An 18,975-nucleotide genomic window follows, 5' to 3' on the forward strand; every position below is an offset into this window, starting at 1 on the left:
GCTCTCCTCAGACCTTGATGTTCACGAGCATCCGCATCACGTAGAGGTTGGCCGCAAGGAAGGCCGCCACCGCGATGCAGGCGTGGATGAAATAGGGGTGGTCCAGCACTTCGTCGTAGTAGTGCGGGTCCATCACGTTGATGACGATCAGCGCGAAGATCGGGAAGCCGGACAGGAACTTGCCGGACCATTGCGCCTCGGCGGTGATCGCCTTGACGCGCCGGAACAGGCGGAAGCGCGACCGGATCACGGCGGCCAGACCGGCCAGCACCTCGGCCAGGTTACCGCCCGACTGCTGCTGGATGGTCACGGCGACGGCGAGGAAGCGAAGGTCCTGCATGTCCAGCCGTTCGGCCATGTCCTTGAGCGCCTCGCCCAGATCGCGGCCATAGGCGGCCTCGTCCGCGATGACCCCGAATTCCGAGGCGAGCGGATCCTGCACTTCCTTTGCGACGATGCCGATGGCGGACGAGAACGGGTGTCCGACGCGCAGCGAGCGGACCATCAGTTCCACCGCATCCGGCAGCTGTTCCTCGATCAGCGAGGCACGCTTCTTGGCCTTGTGTCCGACCCAGGTGTAGACCCCGCCGACACCCATGGCGACGGACATCACGACACGGATCGGAACCGATGTCGCGGTCATCATCGTCAGGCCGACGAAGGCCACGCCGCTGAGAAGCACCATGATCATGATCAGCTGCTGCGGCGTAAAGGCGATGGCCGCCTTCTGCGCCTTGTTGGCCAGCATCGCGTAGAGCGGGATCGACCGCGACGACATGTGCTGCTGCATCTCCTTGCGGAGCTTTTCCAGCACTTCCTCGCGGCCCGCGCCCTTTTCCATCATCTCCAGACGACGGTTCACGCGGCTGTTGAGGCTGATCGACTTTCCGAAGACCGTCAGATAGAGGCCCTCGACCAGCACGATTACGCCGACGAAGATCAGGCCGTAGATGACCAGGGATGCCGTATTTGCCATGACATCTTACTCCGCTGCGATCGGTTCGAAGATTTGCGGCGGCAGGTCATAGCCCCACTGCTTGAACCGTTCGGAATAGTGCGACCGGACACCGGTCGCGGTGTAGTGGCCGATGATCTTGCCATCGGGCGCGAGGCCGACACGCTGGAAGCGGAACACTTCCTGCATCGAGATCACTTCGCCTTCCATGCCCGTCACCTCGGTGATCGAGACCATCCGGCGCGAACCGTCCTGCAGGCGGCTGGCCTGCACGATCAGGTGGACAGCGCTGGCGATCTGGGACCGGACGGCCTTGAGCGGCATCTCGATCCCGGCCATGGCGACCATGTTTTCCAGACGGCTGACACCGTCACGGGCGCTGTTGGCGTGAATCGTGGTCATGGACCCGTCGTGGCCGGTGTTCATGGCCTGCAGCATGTCGATGACTTCCTCGCCGCGCGTTTCGCCGACGATGATGCGGTCGGGACGCATCCGCAGGGCGTTTCGCAGACAGTCGCGCTGGCTGACGGCGCCCTTGCCTTCGACGTTCGCCGGGCGGCTTTCCATCCGGCCCACGTGGGTCTGCTGCAGCTGGAGTTCCGCGGTATCCTCGATCGTCAGGATGCGTTCCGAGTTGTCGATGAAGGACGACAGCGCGTTGAGCGTCGTCGTCTTACCGGAACCGGTACCGCCCGAGACGATGACGTTCAGGCGGCAGGCGACGGCGGCCTGAAGGTAGGCTGCCATTTCCTCGGAGAAGGCGCCGAACTTGACCAGCTCGTCGATGCCCAGCTTGTCCTTCTTGAACTTACGAATGGACACCAGCGAGCCGTCCACCGCGATCGGCGGGACCATGGCGTTGAAACGCGACCCGTCCTGCAGGCGGGCGTCGACGTAGGGGTTCGATTCATCGACGCGGCGGCCGACGGCGGACACGATCTTGTCGATGATCCGCAGCAGGTGGCGTTCGTCCTTGAACGTCACGTCGCTGAGTTCCAGCTTGCCGTTCCGTTCGATGAAGATCTGCTGCGGTCCGTTAACCAGAATATCCGCGATGGTGTCGTCTTTCAGCAGCGACTCGAGCGGACCGAGACCCTTGACCTCGTCATAGAGTTCCTGGTTCAGCTGGGACCGCTCTTCGCGGTTCAGCACGATGCCCTTTTCCTGCAGCACCTCGGTCGCGATGGAGTTGATCTCCATCCGCAGGTCCTGTTCGGATGCGCTGTCGAGCGCGGCAAGGTTCAGGTTGTCCAGCAGGGCGCGGTGAAGTTCCAGCTTGATCTCGCCCAGCCGTTCCTTGCGCTTGCGGTTCTTGTCCGCCGCGACCGGCACGCCCGGTTTCGCGGGAGCCATCGGTTTGCGCATGGCCTTTGGGGCCGCGGGTGCGGGCGCGGCCGGGGCCGCGGGCTTGGGCTGCGTGTCACGGGCGCCGTTGCTGGCAGGCACCAGCGTCGGTTTCTGAGGAGGGGCAGCCTTCTTGTATTTCGAGAACATGATCTTCTACCCTGCTTTTTGCGTCAGTCGGCGACGGCGGCTTCTTGGTCGGCCCCGATCTCGTGGATCTGTTTGGCCAGTTTTGCGAATTCCTTGCGCAGCGGGTTCTTGGCCGCGTTGCGGGCCAGCGGCGCGCCGTGGTCGCCTGCCTGGACAACCGCCTTGCCGCCGTCGGGAAGCTGCAGTTCGATCGAGATCCCGAGGCTCTCGCCAAGCCGCTTGACCCGCTGCTTGCCGTTCAGGTCGAACCCGGTCGGCGCGCGGTTCAGAACGAAGCGCAGTTTTTCGACCGGCAGTTCCTCGGCCTGCAGCGCGCGTTTCAGGCGCTGGCAGTTCTGGGCGGACCGCATGTCCAGCTCCATCACCGCGAAATAGATCTGGGCCGAGTTCAGGATCGCTTCGGACCACTGCACCAGCGTTTTGGGCATGTCGACGATGACGAAGTCGAAATGCGAACGCGCCATCGAGATAATGCGGTTCACGTCGTCGGAATTGATGAAATCCAGCGGCAGCATCTCGCCCGGTGCGGTCAGGGCGTGCAGCTTGTCCTCGTAGGTCAGCAGCGCGCCGAGGAACGCCTCGTCGTCCATCACCTCGGTGTCGGACAGCAGTTCATAGACCGCTTCTCGGCGGGGCAGGTCGAGATAGGTGGCGACGGTCCCAAACTGCAGGTCCATGTCGAGGATGCAGACCTTGGGATTGTCTTCGCCCTTCTTGGCGACGTTGCACAGCTCCCACGCCAGGTTCACGGCCAGCGAGGTCGCGCCGACACCACCGGCAAGGCCATGCGTGACCAGCACGGCCCCGTTGCGGTCGCCCTTGGACTTCTTGCGCTTGGGGGTGTCGTCCAGTTGCTCGGGTTCGGGCTCGGGCGCCTGGATACGGGAAATCGCGGCGGCCAGTTCGCCTTCGGGCAGCGGATAGGGCACGAATTCATCCGCACCCTGCCGCAGCAGCTGGTGCAGGGCCGAGGGGCTGACGTCTTCGGCGATCAGGATGACCTTGATCGCCCGCGCCCGCGCCTGGGTGATGACCTCACCCAGCATCGCAAGGTTCTTCTCGTCCTCGCTGTCCATGGCGATGGCGACGAATTCCAGCGAAGCCGCTTCGGGTTGGTTGAAGAACATCAGGGCCTCGGAAAATCCGAGATCCCCCCAGTGTTCACCGAGGGCCTCTTCCATGTCCTCGATAAGCAGATCGAAGCCGTCCGGCTCTCGCCGGATCGTGCAGGCCACGAGCGCGCTCGGCTCGGGCTGCTGCGAATTAGCGGTCGATGTCATGCCTCAATACCTTTCCACTCACACCTGCGGTTCGGGGAATACTGTGCCTGTTCTGCTCTTCCGGCCTTCACATCCCTTGTCCGAACCGCCACCCGCACCGCGGGCAAGGCGTTTCCTGATGCAAAATGTCAGCAAACTTGGGCGAGATTACGGCCAAAATCTCGAAATTGTTTGGTTTTACACAACACTGACCGTCGAGACACAGAAGTGTTTCCGGCGGCGCAGGGCGCCGCCGGACAGTAAAGTCGCACTGCCGAAACGGCTTAGTTCGGGGTGGTGACGGCGCTCTGCCCGTCCACACCGGTCAGGCCGGTCTGGGGCAGGGCGGACTGCACGTATTCGCGATAGACGATCTGCGCATACTTGCCGTCGAGCACCAGCGGATCGCCGTCGACGAAGCCGATCACCTCGGTCACGGTGCGCCGGTTCTGACGCTCGCGGCCCTGGGTCACGATCAGCGGCTGCGTTTCGCCACGCGAAACAACCGCTTCGAGCCGGGACCGCGAAATGCCGAACCGCGTCAGATAGGAGACCACCGCATTGGCGCGGCGCAGGCCAAGCCCGTAGTTGTAGGAATTCGACCCGACGAGGTCGGTGTGGCCGTAGACCCGGAACCGCACCTCGGGGAACTGGCGGATCCAGTCGGCCTGGCGGCGCAGGATCGCCGCCGCTTCCGCGTCGATCGTGGCCGAGTTGAAGGCGAAGTTGACCGTTGGCGGCACTTCTTTCGTGAACCGCTCGTTCAGGTTGACGACATAGGTCCTGTCGCCGTTCTGGATCAGCGTGTTGTTCATCGTGGCGTCGCCAAAGTCGCCGCCGTCCACGATGGAGCCCGCTTCCTTGGTCCACGGCGAATAGCCGTCGCCGGTACAGGCCGCGATGGCCAGAACGCTGGTCGCTGCCAGCAAGCCCTTGATATGCCCCCGGAAGTTCATGGCCTTACTCCATCACATAGCCGTAGGACCCGCTGAAGTCCTGCCGGGCGACTTCGCCCGCGGCACCCTTCAGCTTGCGGCTGTTGTCCTTGGCGACGTTGCCGAACAGGAACAGGTCCTTTTCGGAGGGCGGCCGGACCCGGTCGGTCGGCAGGGCGAGCGCCTCGCCACGGGTCGGCTGCACGAGGTGCGCCGTGATGATGATGACCAGTTCCGTCTGGCGGCGCTGGTAGTCCGCGCTGCGAAACAGCGCGCCCAGCACGGGGATGTCGCCCAGCCACGGCACCTGCGCGTTGCTGTCGCGGAAGTCGTCCTGCAGCAGGCCGGCGATCGCAAAGCTCTGACCGTCGCGCAGTTCGACCGTGGTTTCGGCTTGGCGCTTGGTGAAGGCGTCGATCTCGAACGCGTTCAGGGTAAAGCCGTTGTTCGGGTCGATCGACGACACGGCGGCCGACAGTTCGAGGTTGATGATGTCGTCATCCACCACGCGGGGGATGAAGTTCATCTCGACGCCGAAGGGCTTGAACTCGACCGTGACGGTCCCGCCATCCTGCGCGACCGGCACCGGGTATTCACCACCGGCGAGGAACTTGGCTTCCTGGCCCGAAAGAGCGGTCAGGTTGGGTTCGGCCAGCGTGCGGACCACGCCCTTGGTTTCAAGGGCTTCCAGCAGGACGCCGACCTCGACCGCGCCGACGTCAAAGCCGAACAACATTGCGCCCGTGTTGTCGTTGATGGCGGGGATCGAGCCGGCCAGCGCGTTGCCCTGGTCGACCGAGTTGGAGCTGCGGCCGTTGCCGCCGGACAGGCCCAGATTGCCGCCGAGGCCATTGCCTTTGAGCGCGAGCGAGGAGGACAGCGACTTGGAGACCGAGCGTTCCATCTCGGCGAAGCGAACCTTGAGCATGACCTGCTGCACGCCGCCGACGCTCATCAGGTTCGACACGCGCTCGGGCGCGTAACGCTCAGCGAGGTCCAGCGCACGCTGAAGCTTCTGCGAGGAGGACACGGTGCCCGACAGCACGATGCCGTCGTTGGCGGTCCGCACCTCGATCTTCTCACCGGGAAGAATCTGGCGCAGCCGTTCCTTGAATTCGGTGATGTCGGCGGCAACGACCACATCCACGTTCGCGATCAGCTGGCCGGTCTGGTCCAGCAGCGTCAGCGTCGTGATGCCGGGCGCCTTGCCGAGCACATAGATCGACCGGTCACTCAGCGAAGAGATGTCGGCGATCTGGGGGTTGGCGATGGAAAGTTCGGCGAAGGGCGTGGCGCTTTCGACGACCACGGCGCGGTTCATGGCCACCTTGACCGAAGACTGGGTGCCGCGCTCCACGACCCTCAGTTGCTGGGCGAGGACCGGCGTCGAAACCATACCACCCGCAGCCAGAGACAACCCCAAAAGGGCCGCCTTTAGGAATCTGTCGTTTTTCATGTGACCTGCCTCTCCGATCACGCCTCGATAGTGGGTCTTTTTGCGCCCACGTTTTCAGGCATCCTGCGGGAAGCGCGCATTTATTGCAATGAACAATGGCTTACGCGCCGCAGCTTATGTGGATAAGTGGCAACAGACTTTACCATGCGGCACATTCTGTTGTGGCTAAACGAAAGGGCGGCGCAAATTGGGCCGCCCTTTCCAGTATGCTGTCGGGATCAGTCGGTGCAGGGGATGCGGATTTCGACCACTTCCGCGCCGCGGCGGGTACGGATGGAGCAGACTTTCTCTTCCTGCTTCTGGATCACGACTTCTTTCTCGGGGGCTTCGATGCCCAGCAGGGTCTGCTGGTCGACCTCGATGGCCTCGGCCACGGTGTCGTCCGCGGCGCCGACCAGCGACAGGGACAGGCGTCCGGTGGACTGTGCCTGTGCCAGCGCGGCCACCTGCTGCGGGTTGATTGCGACAGTGACGGTGCGGGCGATCATCGCCTGAGCCTCTTCGGCGGCAGCGGTCTGGTCGATGGCGATCAGGCGGACACCCGCTTCGATCAGCTTGGTGACCTCGCCGGCGCGGCCGCCTTCAAAACCGACACGGCCGGTCCAGTAGACGTCCACGCGGTCGCCGGGGCGGAGGAAGCCGGACACGCCGGACGACACATCGACCTTGATGGCGAAGGCGCGCATGCCCTTTTCAAGCCGGTTGGTCAGGCCCGCATCTTCACCGGGTTCGGTCACTTTCAGCGCCATGACGGCTTCGTTCTTTTCCATCGCGCGCAGCACGAAACGGTTCGGCTTGCCCGTGGGGAACAGCGCCTCGGCCTGGGTGAAGACACCTTCGGGCAGCGCTTCCTGCGGCCATTTGATCATCCGCACGTCTTCGGGCCGCAGCGCTTCGCCGTAGCGGAGCGACCGGGTCGAGACGTAGACGTCGACGGTCGGCACGATGTCGGGCCGCTGCGAGCGTTCCATCGCCAGCTGCTGTTCATAGGTTTGCATGTAGCCCTTGACCATGTAGACGGCGAAACCGGCCAGGCCGACGCCGAGGATAAGGACCAGTCCGAAAAGCGATCGCATCTTGCCACCTCATGTTTTTGGCCTCTGTCGGGTGCGGATGCACGCGGGCCGTTTCAATTCTCTGCTCCGATAGTGTCCGCCAATTGTGTTCAAACGAGGGACAATTCGGGGTTCTTGAATGACTGGGCCACCCTGCGGAAACAGGGTGGCGTGCGACCGGTCATGTGGAGTTCGGATTCATCGTATCCGTCATGTAGGTCGCGGTGTTGTCCGTCAGACCGGTTGTCCCGGTCTGCAGCATTCCGTTCACGAGACCCATCAGGGCCACGCCGAGGGCGGTCAGAACCACCCAGTCCACCGTAATGGCGCCTGCGTCGTCGCGCAGAAATTTCCAGACGCGCTTCATTGGCTGTTCCTTCTGCTTCACCGCTGCCGCGATCGAGGCGATTGAGGAAGTCGCTGCCCCGCAATAGCGAAGCGGATGAGGGGTCCGATCCCGTTGCTGGCCTTCTGCCGCCGGATCGAAAAAGGCCGCCCCCGGACTGCCGGGCGCGGCCTCGTGTTCGTCGCCGAAGCGTGCGTCTTACGTGGACGAGCCGTTCGGGTTCTGGTTGCCCATGTAGGTCTGGACGTTGGCGGTCAGGCCGGTTGCACCTGCTTCGATCGAGGTGTAGGCGGCTGCGCCCAGGCCGACGACGGCTGCGGTCAGAACGACCCAGTCAACAGTCACTGCGCCAGCTTCGTCTTTACGGAAATTCTTGATGAACTTGATCATGGTGGTCCCTCCAAAGGATCTCTAGGTTTGCACTGTCCGTTTGGGCGATCTGCAACCTGTCTCTCTCACATTCAGGTCACCACCTTCGCGGCACGGAGACATATAGCTCCCGGATTGGGGCAGGAATTTGGCGGCTTTCGTTCAAAATTCGTATGGTTTTAAGGTTCGGGCAAGAACTCGCTCAATATTTTGAGAACAAACTGTTTTTTCCCGTTTTTGGATATTTCGGGTTAGCCTTCCGCCCGTCAATGTGGCCGAAAAACCCGACGATTTCTTGCAGGAGCGGCTGGTTTCTGGTCCGAAACGCTGGAATCTGCGATAGTGCCCATCAAGAAAGAACGACCCCGATCGGGGCAGCAACCGCAAAAAGACGGGCAGTACAGATGAGGCAGATGATTCTTGCGGCCTGCGCCGCCCCTTTCCTGTTGATCTCGGCTTTGCCGTCCTATGCGGAACCGGCCACCGCCGGGGGCGATTTCACCTTCAAGCGCATCGGTGTCCCGAAGGATGGCGCGGGCAAGCGCATCACCGTCCAGATCAAGCCCGGTGACGCACTGCCGCCGCCCAAGAAGAAACCCATGGCGGAGGAGCCCGGCGCAACGCCGCCCGCCGCGGCCAGTCCGGGGCGGCTTGCCTGGTTCTGGGAGACGGTATCGCCTGAACTGACGGCGGCCGGACCGGGACGGCTGGAGCCTGCGCTGCGCCGGATCGGGGCGCCGCCCGCCGGGCAGGGGGTGCCGACGCCGCGCCTGGGGCAGTTGATGGACATCGCGCGGGCCCACCAGTCCGAGATCCTGCTGCGCACGGCTGGCACGCGCGTGTCGCCCGCGCTGGTTCTGGCGGTGATCGCGGTGGAAAGCGCGGGCCGGGTCGATGCGGTATCCGGCGCGGGGGCCGAAGGGCTGATGCAGTTGATGCCGGCGACGGCGGCGCGGTTCGGCGTGGACGACAGCAAGAACGCGGCGCAGAACATCAAGGGCGGGGTGGCCTTCCTCGACCTGCTGATGGCGAAGTTCGGGGGTGATCCGATCCTCGTGCTGGCCGGATACAACGCGGGTGAGAATTCGATCGGCAAGCACAACGGCGTGCCGCCCTATGCCGAGACGCGGGACTATGTCCCCAAGGTGCTGGCGGCTTTCGAGGTGGCGCGCAGCCTGTGCCGCACCCGGCCCGAGCTGATTTCGGACGGCTGCGTGTTCTCTTTCCCCAGCTGATTGCGCCGGCCGGGGCCCGTCGCGCGGGATCGTATCGAAAGGGCATCGAGCCCTTTCGATACGGCCTTCGGCGGGCATATTTCCGGCAAGATGAAGCTGGAGACCGTCAGGAACGCAAACGCGCCGCCCGGTGAGGGACGGCGCGTTCGGTTCCTAAGCATGTGAGGTCAGCCGACGATGGTGGCTTCGGTCGAGTTGCGCATCTCTTCCTCGGTCACGCCGTCGGCGAGCTGCACGATCTTCAGACCGCCGTCGACCACGTCGAGCACCCCGAGGTTGGTGATGATGCGGTTGACCACGCCCTTGCCGGTCAGCGGCAGGGTGCATTCCTTCAGCACCTTGGTCTCGCCCGCCTTGTTGGTGTGATCCATCACCACGATGACGCGACCGACACCGGCCACGAGGTCCATCGCGCCGCCCATGCCCTTGACCAGCTTGCCGGGGATCATCCAGTTCGCGAGGTCACCGTTCTCGGCCACTTCCATGGCGCCCAGGATCGCCGCCGCGATCTTGCCGCCGCGGATCATGCCGAAGCTGGTGGCGCTGTCGAAATAGGCGGTGCGCTTGAGTTCGGTGATCGTCTGCTTGCCGGCGTTGATCAGGTCCGGATCCTCTTCGCCCTCGACGGGGAAGGGGCCCATGCCGAGCATGCCGTTCTCGGACTGGAGGGTGATGTCCTTGTCGCCCACGTAGTTGGCGACGAGCGTCGGGATGCCGATCCCGAGGTTCACGTACATCCCGTCTTCGAGTTCCTCGGCCGCGCGGGCGGCCATCTGGTTGCGGTCCCAGGGCATTACGCGGTCTCCTTCTTGCGCACGGTGCGCTGTTCGATGCGTTTCTCGTGCTCGCCCTGGATCAGGCGGTGCACGTAGACGCCGGGGAGGTGGATCTTGTCGGGATCGAGCGACCCGGTCGGCACGATTTCCTCGACCTCGACCACGCAGACCTTGCCGCACATCGCGGCGGGCGGGTTGAAGTTGCGGGCGGTCTTGCGGAACACGAGGTTGCCGGTCTCGTCGGCCTTCCACGCCTTCACGATCGACAGGTCCGCGAAGATGCCGCGTTCGAGGATGTAATCCTGCCCGTCGAAATTCTTCAATTCCTTGCCCTCGGCGATCTGGGTGCCGACGCCGGTCTTGGTGTAGAAGCCGGGGATCCCCGAGCCGCCCGCGCGCATCCGCTCGGCCAGCGTGCCCTGCGGATTGAACTCCAGTTCCAGCTCGCCCGAGAGGTACTGGCGCATGAACTCGGCGTTCTCGCCCACATAGGACGACATCATCTTCTTGACCTGCTTGGTCTGGAGCAACATGCCGAGGCCGAAGTCGTCGACCCCGGCGTTGTTCGACGCGACCGTCAGATCCTTGGTGCCTGCGTCGCGGATCGCCGCGATCAGCAGTTCCGGGATGCCGCACAGGCCGAAGCCGCCGGCGGCGATCAGCATGCCGTCGAACAACACCCCGTCGAGCGCCTCGGCTGCGGAGCCGTAGACTTTCTTCATTGGGAACCCTCCGTCTTGAGATTACCCAATGTCATGACGCCCGGCAGGTCCGGAGTCAACGGAATGCCGCACCGCGGCACCCGTCAGAGGATGCGGACCTGCGTGCCGATCGGGGTGGCGGCGAAAAGCTCCTCGATCGCGAAGTTGTAGAGCCCGATGCAGCCGTCCGAGCTGCGGCGGCCGATCTTGCGCGTGTCGTGGGTGCCGTGGATCAGGTAGGCGGGCCAAGACAGGTACATCGCATGGGTGCCCAGCGGGTTGTCGGGGCCGGGGGGCATGTATTTCAGTTCCGGATTGCGTTCGACCATCGACGGCGTGGGGGTCCAGTCGGGGCCGACGCGCTTGCGCACGACCTCGGTGTAGCCGCGCTTGGTCAATTCGTCGGTCATCGGGACCGAGGTGGGGTAGATGCGGTAATCGCTGCCATCGGCGGACCAGTAGTGCAGCGCGCGCGAATTGGTATCCGCGACGATGGCGCCCTTGCCGAGGCTGTCGAAATGATCGCGCCAGTCCTGCCGCTGGAAGGACGAGATGTTGCGCCGCACGGACTCGGAGCCGCTGCGGTCGACCTCCTCGACCGGTATCGCGGTCTGTGCGCGCAGGATCGAGGGTGCGAACATCAGCGCGCCGGCGCCTGCGAGAAAGCGGCGCCGGGCCGGGCTGGTCTTGGTCATGTCGGGGTCTCCACTATCCGTCTGTCAGCCGGGAAACTGGCGACTCGGGCGGCGGAGGGCCAATCACATACGCTTTACGTGATGTGTGTGTTGCACAAACCCGGCATTGCACCGGGTTCGTGCCAAGGGCGATCGAAAGGGACGGCCTATTCAGCCGCCTTCTTCTTGGCCGGAGCCTTTTTCTTGGCTGCCGGTTTCTTCGCGGCAGCCTTCTTGGGCGCCGCTTTCTTGGCTGGGGCCTTCTTGCCGGACTTGGCTGCCTTTTCGGCGATCCATTCGACGGCCTGTTCCATCGTCACCGTCTCGGGCTCCACGTCCTTGGGGATGGTGGCGTTCACCTTCTCCCATTTCACGTAGGGCCCGTAGCGGCCGGGCATGACGGACACCATGCCGCCGCCGTCGGGGTGCTCACCCAGCTCCTTGAGCGGTTTGGCCGCGGCACCGCGGCCGCCGCGCATCGCCTTCTGCGCCAGCAGTTCGACGGCCCGGTTCATGCCGACCTCGAACACCTCGTCAACGCTGGCGAGGTTGGCGTAGGTCTTGCCATGCCGGACGAAGGGGCCGTAGCGCCCGATCCCCGCCTCGACAGTCTCGCCGTCCTCGGGGTGCGGGCCGATCTGGCGCGGCAGGTTCAGCAGCGTCAGCGCCTTTTCGAGGTCGATATCCTCGACCGCCCAGCCCTTGGGCAGGCTGGCGCGGGGCGGCTTCGGCACCTCTTCGGTCGCCTCGCCGCGCTGGACATAGGGGCCGAAGCGGCCGTCGCGCAGGGTGATCGCCTCTTCGTTGTCATAGCCGAGGATCTTGCCGTCGGGGCCGATGGAATGATCCTCGGTGCCCGGCGGGCCGAAGGGCCGGGTGTAGCGGCATTCCGGGTAGTTGGAGCAGCCGATGAAGGCCCCGCCCGAGCGCGCGGTGCGCATCGACAGCCGTCCCGCGCCGCAGTTGGGGCACAGGCGCGGATCGCTGCCGTCCTCGGTCGGCGGGAACAGGTGCGGCTCCAGCACCTCGTTGATCTTTTCGAGAACCTCGGTGATCCGCAGTTCCGACGTTTCCGACAGCGCGGCGGAGAAGTCGCGCCAGAAACGGCCCAGCACGTCCTTGTAGTTCCGTTCGCCCGCCGAGACGTCGTCCAGCTCTTCTTCCAGTCCGGCGGTGAAGTCGTATTCCACGTAGCGGCGGAAGTAGTTCTCGAGGAAGGCGGTCACCAGACGGCCCTTGTCCTCGGGGATCAGGCGATTCGAGTCCTTGCGGACATAGCCGCGGTCCTGGATCGTGGTGACGATCGAGGCGTAGGTCGAGGGGCGGCCGATGCCGAGCTCTTCCATCCGCTTGACCAGCGTCGCCTCGGTGTAGCGCGGCGGGGGCTGGGTGAAGTGCTGGTCCGGGGTGATCTGGCCCTTCTTGGCGGGCTCGCCCTGCGAAATCTGCGGCAGGCGCTTGTCGTCGTCATCGACCACGGCATCGTCGCGGCCTTCCTCGTAGACCCGCAGGAAACCGTCGAACAGCACGACCTGACCGGTCGCGCGCAGTTCGACCTGGCCGTCGCGGCTGCCGACGTCGACCGTGGTGCGTTCCAGCCGCGCGCCTTCCATCTGGCAGGCCAGCGTGCGTTTCCAGATCAGGTCGTAGAGCTTGCGCTGGTCCGCATCGGTGATCTTGAGCGCCGCGGCGTCCTTGGTCATCTCGGTCGGGCGGATGCACTCGTGCGCTTCCTGCGCGTTCTTGGCCTTGTTCTTGTAGATGCGCGGGCTGCCCGGCACGTAGTCCTTGCCGAAGCGTTCGGCGATGGCGTCGCGGGCGGCCTGCACCGCCTCGGGCGCCATGTCGATGCCGTCGGTCCGCATGTAGGTGATGTGCCCGGCCTCGTAGAGCCGCTGCGCCGCGCTCATCGTCTGGCGGGCGCCCATGCCGAACTTGCGGCTGGCTTCCTGCTGCAGGGTCGAGGTCATGAAGGGCGGCGAGGGGTTGCGGCTGGCCGGTTTTGCCTCGACCGACTTCACGGTCAGGTCGCGGCTGGTGATCGCCTGAACGGCCAGCTCGGCCTGCGTCTCGTTGGCGATGTCGTAGCGGTCGAGTTTCTTGCCCGCGAGGACCGTCAGCCGCGCCTCGTACTCCTGCCCGCGCGGGGTGGAGAGGATGGCCTTGACCGTCCAGTATTCTCGGGCGCGGAACGCCTCGATCTCCATCTCGCGCTCGACGATCAGGCGGAGGCAGACGGATTGCACGCGGCCCGCGGATTTCGCGCCGGGGAGCTTGCGCCACAGGACGGGGCTCAGGTTGAAGCCCACGAGGTAGTCGAGCGCGCGGCGGGCCAGGTAGGCCTCGACGAGGGGCGCATCGACCTGGCGCGGGTTCTTCATCGCCTCGGTCACGGCGGATTTGGTGATGGCGTTGAACACGACGCGGCTGACCGGCGTGTCCTTCTTGATCGCCTTGCGGTTCCGCAGCGCCTCCTCGAGGTGCCAGCTGATCGCCTCGCCCTCACGGTCGGGGTCGGTGGCGAGGATCAGGGCGTTGTCGTCCTTGAGCGCGTCGGCAATCGCTTTCACGTGTTTGCGACTGTCGGTCGCGATCTCCCATTTCATGTCGAATTCGTTGTCGGTGTCGACGGAGCCGTCCTTGGGCGGCAGGTCGCGGACATGGCCGTAGGAGGCCAGAACGGTGTAATCCGGGCCGAGATACTTGTTGATTGTCTTGGCTTTGGCCGGGGATTCCACCACGACGACGGGCATGAGCGGTCCTTTCTGTGCGACGCTGACGCGTTGGCGGCGGACCATGTGGGGTTTGCCGGGCGGATGTCAATGCGCCTGCTGGACCGGGGCGGCGCCGCTCCTCCCGCCTGACGGCGCGCCTCGCTAGCTGGGGCGCGCCGGGGGACGCAGGGCGATCAGGCCGCCGGGATGGCGTTCGACATCGCCCGAGATCTCGAGGTCGAGGATCGCCGGCGACAGCTGCCGGGGGGTGCCGCCGAGGTCGCGGATCAGCTGGTCCTCGGCCACGGGGGAGGGGCTGAGTCGGTCAAGGATCCGGCGATGCAGGGCAGCGGTTTCGCGCAGGGTCCGCGTTTCGGGCTGAGCCGGGGGAATCGGAACGGCCGGGCCGAGGTCGAGAGCTGCCTGACGGTCGGGTTCGGCGGCTGGCAGGCCGATCGCCTCGATCACATCGGCAGCGTTGCGGACCAGCCGCGCGCCGTCGCGAAGCAGCATGTTGCACCCGGCGGAACGTCCGTCCAGCGGATGGCCGGGCACCGCCAGCACCTCGCGGCCCTGATCGAGCGCGGTGCGGGCGGTGATGAGGCTGCCGGACCGCGCGGCGGCCTCGACCACGACGACACCGCGGGCGAGGCCGGAAATCAGGCGGTTGCGGAGCGGGAAGTGCCGGGCGACGGGCTGCAGCCCCATGGGTTGTTCGCTGAGGCGCAGGCCCGTGGCGGCCATATCGGTGGCCAGCCCGGCGTTTTCGGCGGGGTAGAGCATGTCGACCCCGCCCGCCATGACGCCGATGGTTCCGGTGCCCAGTGCCGCGTGATGTGCCGCCGCGTCGATCCCGCGGGCGAGACCCGAGACGACCACGTATCCGGCCGCCCCGAGGTCTTCGGCCAGGGCGCGGGCCATGCGTGTGCCGAGCGACGAGGCGTTCCGGGCCCCGACGATGGCGATGCGGGGCCGGTCGAGCACCGTTTGGTCGCCATGTGCCCACAGGATCGGGGGCGGGTCAGGAATCGTCAGGAGGTCGTCGGGATAATCGGGGCTGCCGATGCAGATCATCCGCGTTCCGGCCTGCGCCGCAGCGCGAAGCTCGGCCTGTGCGACCTCGGGCGGGCAGGGGCGATAGTCCGGCACCCCCGCCGCCGCGGCGATGTCCGGCAGGGCATCGAGCGCGGCAGCGGCGGAGCCGTGTTCCGTGAGCAGTCTGTAGAATGTCGCGATCCCGACCCGGCGGGAGCGCAAGAGACGAAGCCACGACAGCCGACCATCTTCCGTGGTGGGTGGGAGTGGGGGGTGAGTGGAAGGATGTGTATCCTCGACCATCGTGACTCCGCCTGCTTGCAGAATCAGGAATAGCGCATGAGCGGTTAACCAAGCGTGAATCACATGGTTAATGGGCTAGGTCATTAACCCGAGGCATTCCACACGGGGCTTGATGGACCGGTTGCGCCTGGGGCAATGTCGCTGCGCAGCCGCGAGGGGGAACGCGCCCATGACGACCGCCACCGGGGACGACAGACGCCGCCAGATCGTCGAAGGTGCCTTTGCCGCCCTACAGGCGCGGGGGCTGCCGCATCTGTCCTATGACGCGATTGCGGAACAGGCCGGGCTGACGCGGCAGCTTGTCCGCTATCATTATCCCGATCCCGACAGCCTGATGCTGGAACTCTGCGACATGATGGCCGCGATCTATCGCGATGTCCTGATCTCGACCGCAGGCAGTCTCAGCGGACCGGCGCGGGTCGATGCCTTTCTGGACTTCTACTTCGACATGCTCGACGGCACGGTCAAACCGCGTGACGACAAGGTCTATGACGCGCTGGTGTCGCTCTCGGCGGGGTCCGAGGCCGTACGTATCAAGCTGGGCGACCAGTATCGCCTGATCGGGCAGGTCCTGTCGCACGAATTCTCGGTGCAGTTTCCGGACCTCGACCATCAGGCCGCCGAGGAACTGTCGTGGCTGTTCGTCTGTCTCATGTACGGTCACTGGAAAATGGTCGCATCGCTCGGCTTCGACGATGCGCACCGGACCATTTCGCGGCAGGCAATGGACCGGCTGATTCGCTCGTATTGCGACCACCGCAGCGACCCCGCGGCGCAAACCGAGGTCTGGCGCCGGCGTGCCTCGGAAAGCTGAACTTTCGTTTTGGAAAAATCTCCCGCTATGCGTGTGTATAATGACGCTTGGCACTGGCTAAGTGCCGCTAGGTAAGCGATTTCCGGGCCGAAGGACTTCAGCGCGCCGAAAAAGCGGTTTTTCAAAACGAAAAGGGCTTTTCAAGCGCTTTGACAGGGTGCGGTCGGGTGAGTCTTGATGCAGTCATTCAATGACGAAGTGACTGCAAAACAAGACTTTTCGATGATGTAGGCCTTAAATGGCGGGGTATCGCAGTCGGGCATTTGCCTGTAACGGGACCGCGTGCCCCGCCGATAAGGTGGCCCATGTTGCGATCAGTCGTGAAGATGCAGTCGCGGCCGATCAGGCCGCGGATCCCCCGACTGTCAGACCACCGATCAGCACCGTCGGCTGACCGACACCGACCGGCACCCATTGCCCGGCCTTGCCGCAGTTCCCCATGCCGGGATCCAGCGCCATGTCGTTGCCGAGTGCGCGGATTTTCTGCAGCGCCGTCGCCCCGTCGCCGATCAGCGTGGCACCCTTGACCGGGGCCCCGACGACGCCGTTCTTCACGCGATAGGCCTCGGTGCAGGAAAAGACGAACTTGCCGTTGGTGATGTCGACCTGCCCGCCGCCGAAGCCGACGGCATAGATGCCGTCCTTCAGCTCGCCCACCACCTCCTCGCGGGTGGCTTCGCCGCCCATCATGTAGGTGTTGGTCATCCGTGGCATCGGGGCATGGGCATAGCTCTCGCGCCGCCCGTTGCCGGTCGGATCGACCCCCATCAGGCGTGCGTTCTGTCGGTCCTGCATGTAGCCGACGAGGATGCCGTCCTCGATCAGAACGTTCTTGCCAGAGGGCGTGCCCTCGTCATCCACGGTGATCGACCCGCGGCGGTCCGGGATCGTGCCGTCGTCCAGAACGGTGACGCCCGGCGCGGCGATACGCTGGCCGAGAAGGCCGGCGAAGGCCGAGGTCTTCTTGCGGTTGAAGTCGCCTTCCAGCCCGTGGCCGATCGCTTCGTGCAGCAGGATGCCGGGCCAGCCGGGGCCGAGGACCACGTCCATCACGCCGGCCGGCGCGGGTTCGGCGTCGAGGTTCACCAGAGCCACGCGCAGCGCCTCGCGCGCCTTGGCCTGCCAGTCGGCGGGGTCGATCAGGCCGTCCAGACCGATCCGCCCGCCACCGCCGGCGGTACCGGATTCGCGGCGGCCGCCGTCCTCGACGATGACCGAGACATTGACGCGGGTCATCGGACGGATGTCGCGGACGCGCAGCCCCTCGGGACGCAGGATCTCGACCTCCTGGCACGACGCCATGATCGTGGCCGACACCTGAACCACCCGCGGATCGAGGTCGCGGCAGAGGGCGTCGATCTCGCGCAGGGTCTCGACCTTGACCGGGAAGGCGTGGCCGGCGATCGGGTCGATCTCGGCATAGAGCTTGCGATTGGTGGCGCGGGGCGGGGGCGCCATCGTGCCGCCGCCGTCGCCGACGGCGAGGCGCGCGGTCTCGGCGGCCCGCTTCAGGGCGCTTTCGCTGATCTCGGTCGAATGGGCGTAGCCGGACACCTCGCCGCGCACGGCGCGCAGGCCGAACCCTTCGGCCGCGTCGTAGCTGGCGGTCTTGATGCGCCCGTCGTCAAAGACAAGAACTTCGGACCTGCGGCGTTCGAGGAACAGTTCCCCGTCATCGCCACCCGCGACCGCCTCGCGCAGCAGCGCCAGCGCGCGGGCCTCGTCGAGGTCGGTTTCAAAGGGGTTGAACGGTGAATCTGTCATCGGTTTGCCTCGGTTCGGCGGGGTGCGGGGTTGATCCAGATCAAAAAAGCGTCCGTTTGCCGCAAGCCGCATTATTGTCGTGGGCACCAGAATATGGTTTTAAGCGGCGACAAACAACGCGGGCCGGCGGGAATCCGTCATGCTCTGCTGCGGAACACTCAACCATCAGGGTGCATAATGCGACGTATTCTCAGCCTTTTCGCGCTTCTGGCCGCAACCGCCATGCCCGTGGCGGCACAGGACAGCGGTGTGGTCGGCAAACCCCACGAAGGCGGCATGGGCTTCCAGGTCGCCGCGACCGAGCTGGCCAGCGACATTCACTGGCTCGACCACATGATCCTGATCATCATCACGGTGATCACGATCTTCGTCTGCGCCCTGCTGGCGATCGTCATCCTGCGCTACAACAGCCGCGCCAACCCGAAGCCGGCCAAGTTCACGCACAACACCCCGGTCGAAGTCGCATGGACGATCATCCCGATCGTGATCCTCGTCTTCATCGGCGCCTTCTCGCTGCCGGTCCTGTTCAAGCAGCAGGAAATCCCCGAGGGCGACATCACCATCAAGGTGACCGGCTACCAGTGGTACTGGGGCTATGAATACGTCGACGCGCCCGAAGAAGTGCTGTTCGACAGCTACATGATCGGCCAGCCCGCCACCATGACGGGCGAGGACGAGAGCGCGGGCGCAAGCGCCTACGTCCTGTCGGACGCCATGAAGGCCAAGCTGGTCGCGGCGGGCTATGCCGAGGACGAGTTCCTGCTGGCAGTGGACAAGCCGGTCATCGTGCCGGTCGGCAAGGTCATCGTGATGGATGTGACCGGCGCCGACGTGATCCACTCCTGGACCATTCCTGCCTTCGGCGTGAAGCAGGACGCCGTGCCGGGCCGTATCGCACAGCTGTGGTTCCGCCCCGAGATCGAAGGCACGTTCTTCGGCCAGTGTTCGGAACTCTGCGGCAAGGACCACGCCTATATGCCGATCGCCGTGAAGGTGGTCAGCGAGGCGACCTACGAGGCCTGGCTGGCCGCGACTCAGGAAGCGGGCGAATACGTCCAGCTCTCCGCCCTGACCAACTGATACGGCAGCG

At 65.0% G+C, this 18,975-nt stretch carries 17 protein-coding genes; 3 read left to right on the plus strand and 14 right to left on the minus strand.

The window, feature by feature from the left end; translation table 11 throughout:
- Window positions 1-7: 7 nt before the first annotated feature.
- The 8 genes from ATO6_RS06330 to ATO6_RS06365 form a co-directional block, all read right to left on the minus strand.
- A complete protein-coding gene (locus tag ATO6_RS06330) occupies window positions 8-976 on the minus strand; it encodes a type II secretion system F family protein (RefSeq protein WP_088623045.1) in 969 nt (322 codons plus the stop codon).
- Between the two features lie 6 nt (window positions 977-982).
- Window positions 983-2,449, minus strand: a complete 1,467-nt coding sequence (locus ATO6_RS06335) for a CpaF family protein (RefSeq protein WP_088623046.1) — start codon at window positions 2,447-2,449, stop codon at window positions 983-985.
- Window positions 2,450-2,472: 23 nt separating this feature from the next.
- Window positions 2,473-3,729: an AAA family ATPase gene (locus ATO6_RS06340; protein ID WP_088623047.1), complete on the minus strand. Its 1,257-nt coding sequence runs from the start codon at window positions 3,727-3,729 to the stop codon at window positions 2,473-2,475.
- A 263-nt stretch (window positions 3,730-3,992) separates the two neighbouring features.
- Window positions 3,993-4,664, minus strand: a complete 672-nt coding sequence (locus tag ATO6_RS06345; protein ID WP_088623048.1) for an OmpA family protein — start codon at window positions 4,662-4,664, stop codon at window positions 3,993-3,995.
- 4 nt (window positions 4,665-4,668) lie between these two features.
- Window positions 4,669-6,099, minus strand: coding sequence for a type II and III secretion system protein family protein (locus tag ATO6_RS06350; protein ID WP_088623049.1), 1,431 nt, complete (start codon window positions 6,097-6,099; stop codon window positions 4,669-4,671).
- 218 nt (window positions 6,100-6,317) lie between these two features.
- Window positions 6,318-7,175 (minus strand): Flp pilus assembly protein CpaB, encoded by an 858-nt coding sequence (cpaB, locus tag ATO6_RS06355; protein ID WP_088623050.1) that lies wholly within the window; start codon window positions 7,173-7,175, stop codon window positions 6,318-6,320.
- A gap of 160 nt (window positions 7,176-7,335) precedes the next feature.
- Window positions 7,336-7,521 (minus strand): hypothetical protein, encoded by a 186-nt coding sequence (locus tag ATO6_RS06360; protein WP_088623051.1) that lies wholly within the window; start codon window positions 7,519-7,521, stop codon window positions 7,336-7,338.
- Between the two features lie 177 nt (window positions 7,522-7,698).
- Window positions 7,699-7,890, minus strand: coding sequence for a hypothetical protein (locus ATO6_RS06365; RefSeq protein WP_088623052.1), 192 nt, complete (start codon window positions 7,888-7,890; stop codon window positions 7,699-7,701).
- Between the two features lie 383 nt (window positions 7,891-8,273).
- Between ATO6_RS06365 and ATO6_RS06370 the strand changes: the two genes are divergently transcribed.
- A complete protein-coding gene (locus tag ATO6_RS06370) occupies window positions 8,274-9,104 on the plus strand; it encodes a lytic transglycosylase domain-containing protein (RefSeq protein WP_088623053.1) in 831 nt (276 codons plus the stop codon).
- 167 nt (window positions 9,105-9,271) lie between these two features.
- Here ATO6_RS06370 and ATO6_RS06375 read toward each other — a convergent pair whose 3' ends face one another.
- The 5 genes from ATO6_RS06375 to dprA all read right to left on the minus strand — a co-directional run bounded on the left by ATO6_RS06375 (window position 9,272) and on the right by dprA (window position 15,307).
- Complete coding sequence (locus tag ATO6_RS06375; RefSeq protein WP_088623054.1) at window positions 9,272-9,898, minus strand: 3-oxoacid CoA-transferase subunit B; 627 nt, start codon at window positions 9,896-9,898, stop codon at window positions 9,272-9,274.
- The gene (locus tag ATO6_RS06380; RefSeq protein WP_088623055.1) at window positions 9,898-10,602 is read right to left on the minus strand and encodes a CoA transferase subunit A; all 705 of its coding nucleotides are present in this window, start codon (window positions 10,600-10,602) and stop codon (window positions 9,898-9,900) included. Before ATO6_RS06380 ends, ATO6_RS06375 begins: the two co-directional genes overlap by 1 nt.
- Window positions 10,603-10,685: 83 nt before the next feature.
- Window positions 10,686-11,276: a L,D-transpeptidase gene (locus ATO6_RS06385; RefSeq protein ID WP_088623056.1), complete on the minus strand. Its 591-nt coding sequence runs from the start codon at window positions 11,274-11,276 to the stop codon at window positions 10,686-10,688.
- A gap of 146 nt (window positions 11,277-11,422) precedes the next feature.
- Window positions 11,423-14,008 carry a type I DNA topoisomerase gene (gene topA / locus ATO6_RS06390; protein ID WP_088623057.1) on the minus strand — a complete coding sequence of 862 codons (2,586 nt, stop codon included), beginning with the start codon at window positions 14,006-14,008 and terminating at the stop codon, window positions 11,423-11,425.
- Window positions 14,009-14,131: 123 nt separating this feature from the next.
- A complete protein-coding gene (gene dprA / locus ATO6_RS06395) occupies window positions 14,132-15,307 on the minus strand; it encodes a DNA-processing protein DprA (RefSeq protein WP_088623058.1) in 1,176 nt (391 codons plus the stop codon).
- Window positions 15,308-15,476: 169 nt separating this feature from the next.
- Here dprA and ATO6_RS06400 point away from each other — a divergent pair, with 169 nt between their 5' ends.
- Entirely contained in the window at window positions 15,477-16,121 is a 645-nt protein-coding gene (locus ATO6_RS06400) for a TetR/AcrR family transcriptional regulator (protein WP_088623059.1), read from the plus strand.
- Between the two features lie 342 nt (window positions 16,122-16,463).
- Here ATO6_RS06400 and tldD read toward each other — a convergent pair whose 3' ends face one another.
- Window positions 16,464-17,885 carry a metalloprotease TldD gene (gene tldD / locus ATO6_RS06405; protein WP_088623060.1) on the minus strand — a complete coding sequence of 474 codons (1,422 nt, stop codon included), beginning with the start codon at window positions 17,883-17,885 and terminating at the stop codon, window positions 16,464-16,466.
- Between the two features lie 177 nt (window positions 17,886-18,062).
- On the opposite strand from tldD, the gene coxB reads away from it, so the two are divergent.
- On the plus strand, window positions 18,063-18,965 hold the full coding sequence (coxB, locus tag ATO6_RS06410; RefSeq protein ID WP_088623061.1) for a cytochrome c oxidase subunit II: 903 nt from the start codon (window positions 18,063-18,065) through the stop codon (window positions 18,963-18,965).
- Window positions 18,966-18,975: the final 10 nt, after the last annotated feature.

Source organism: Oceanicola sp. 22II-s10i, assembly GCF_002210105.1.
Lineage (GTDB): Bacteria > Pseudomonadota > Alphaproteobacteria > Rhodobacterales > Rhodobacteraceae > Pseudooceanicola.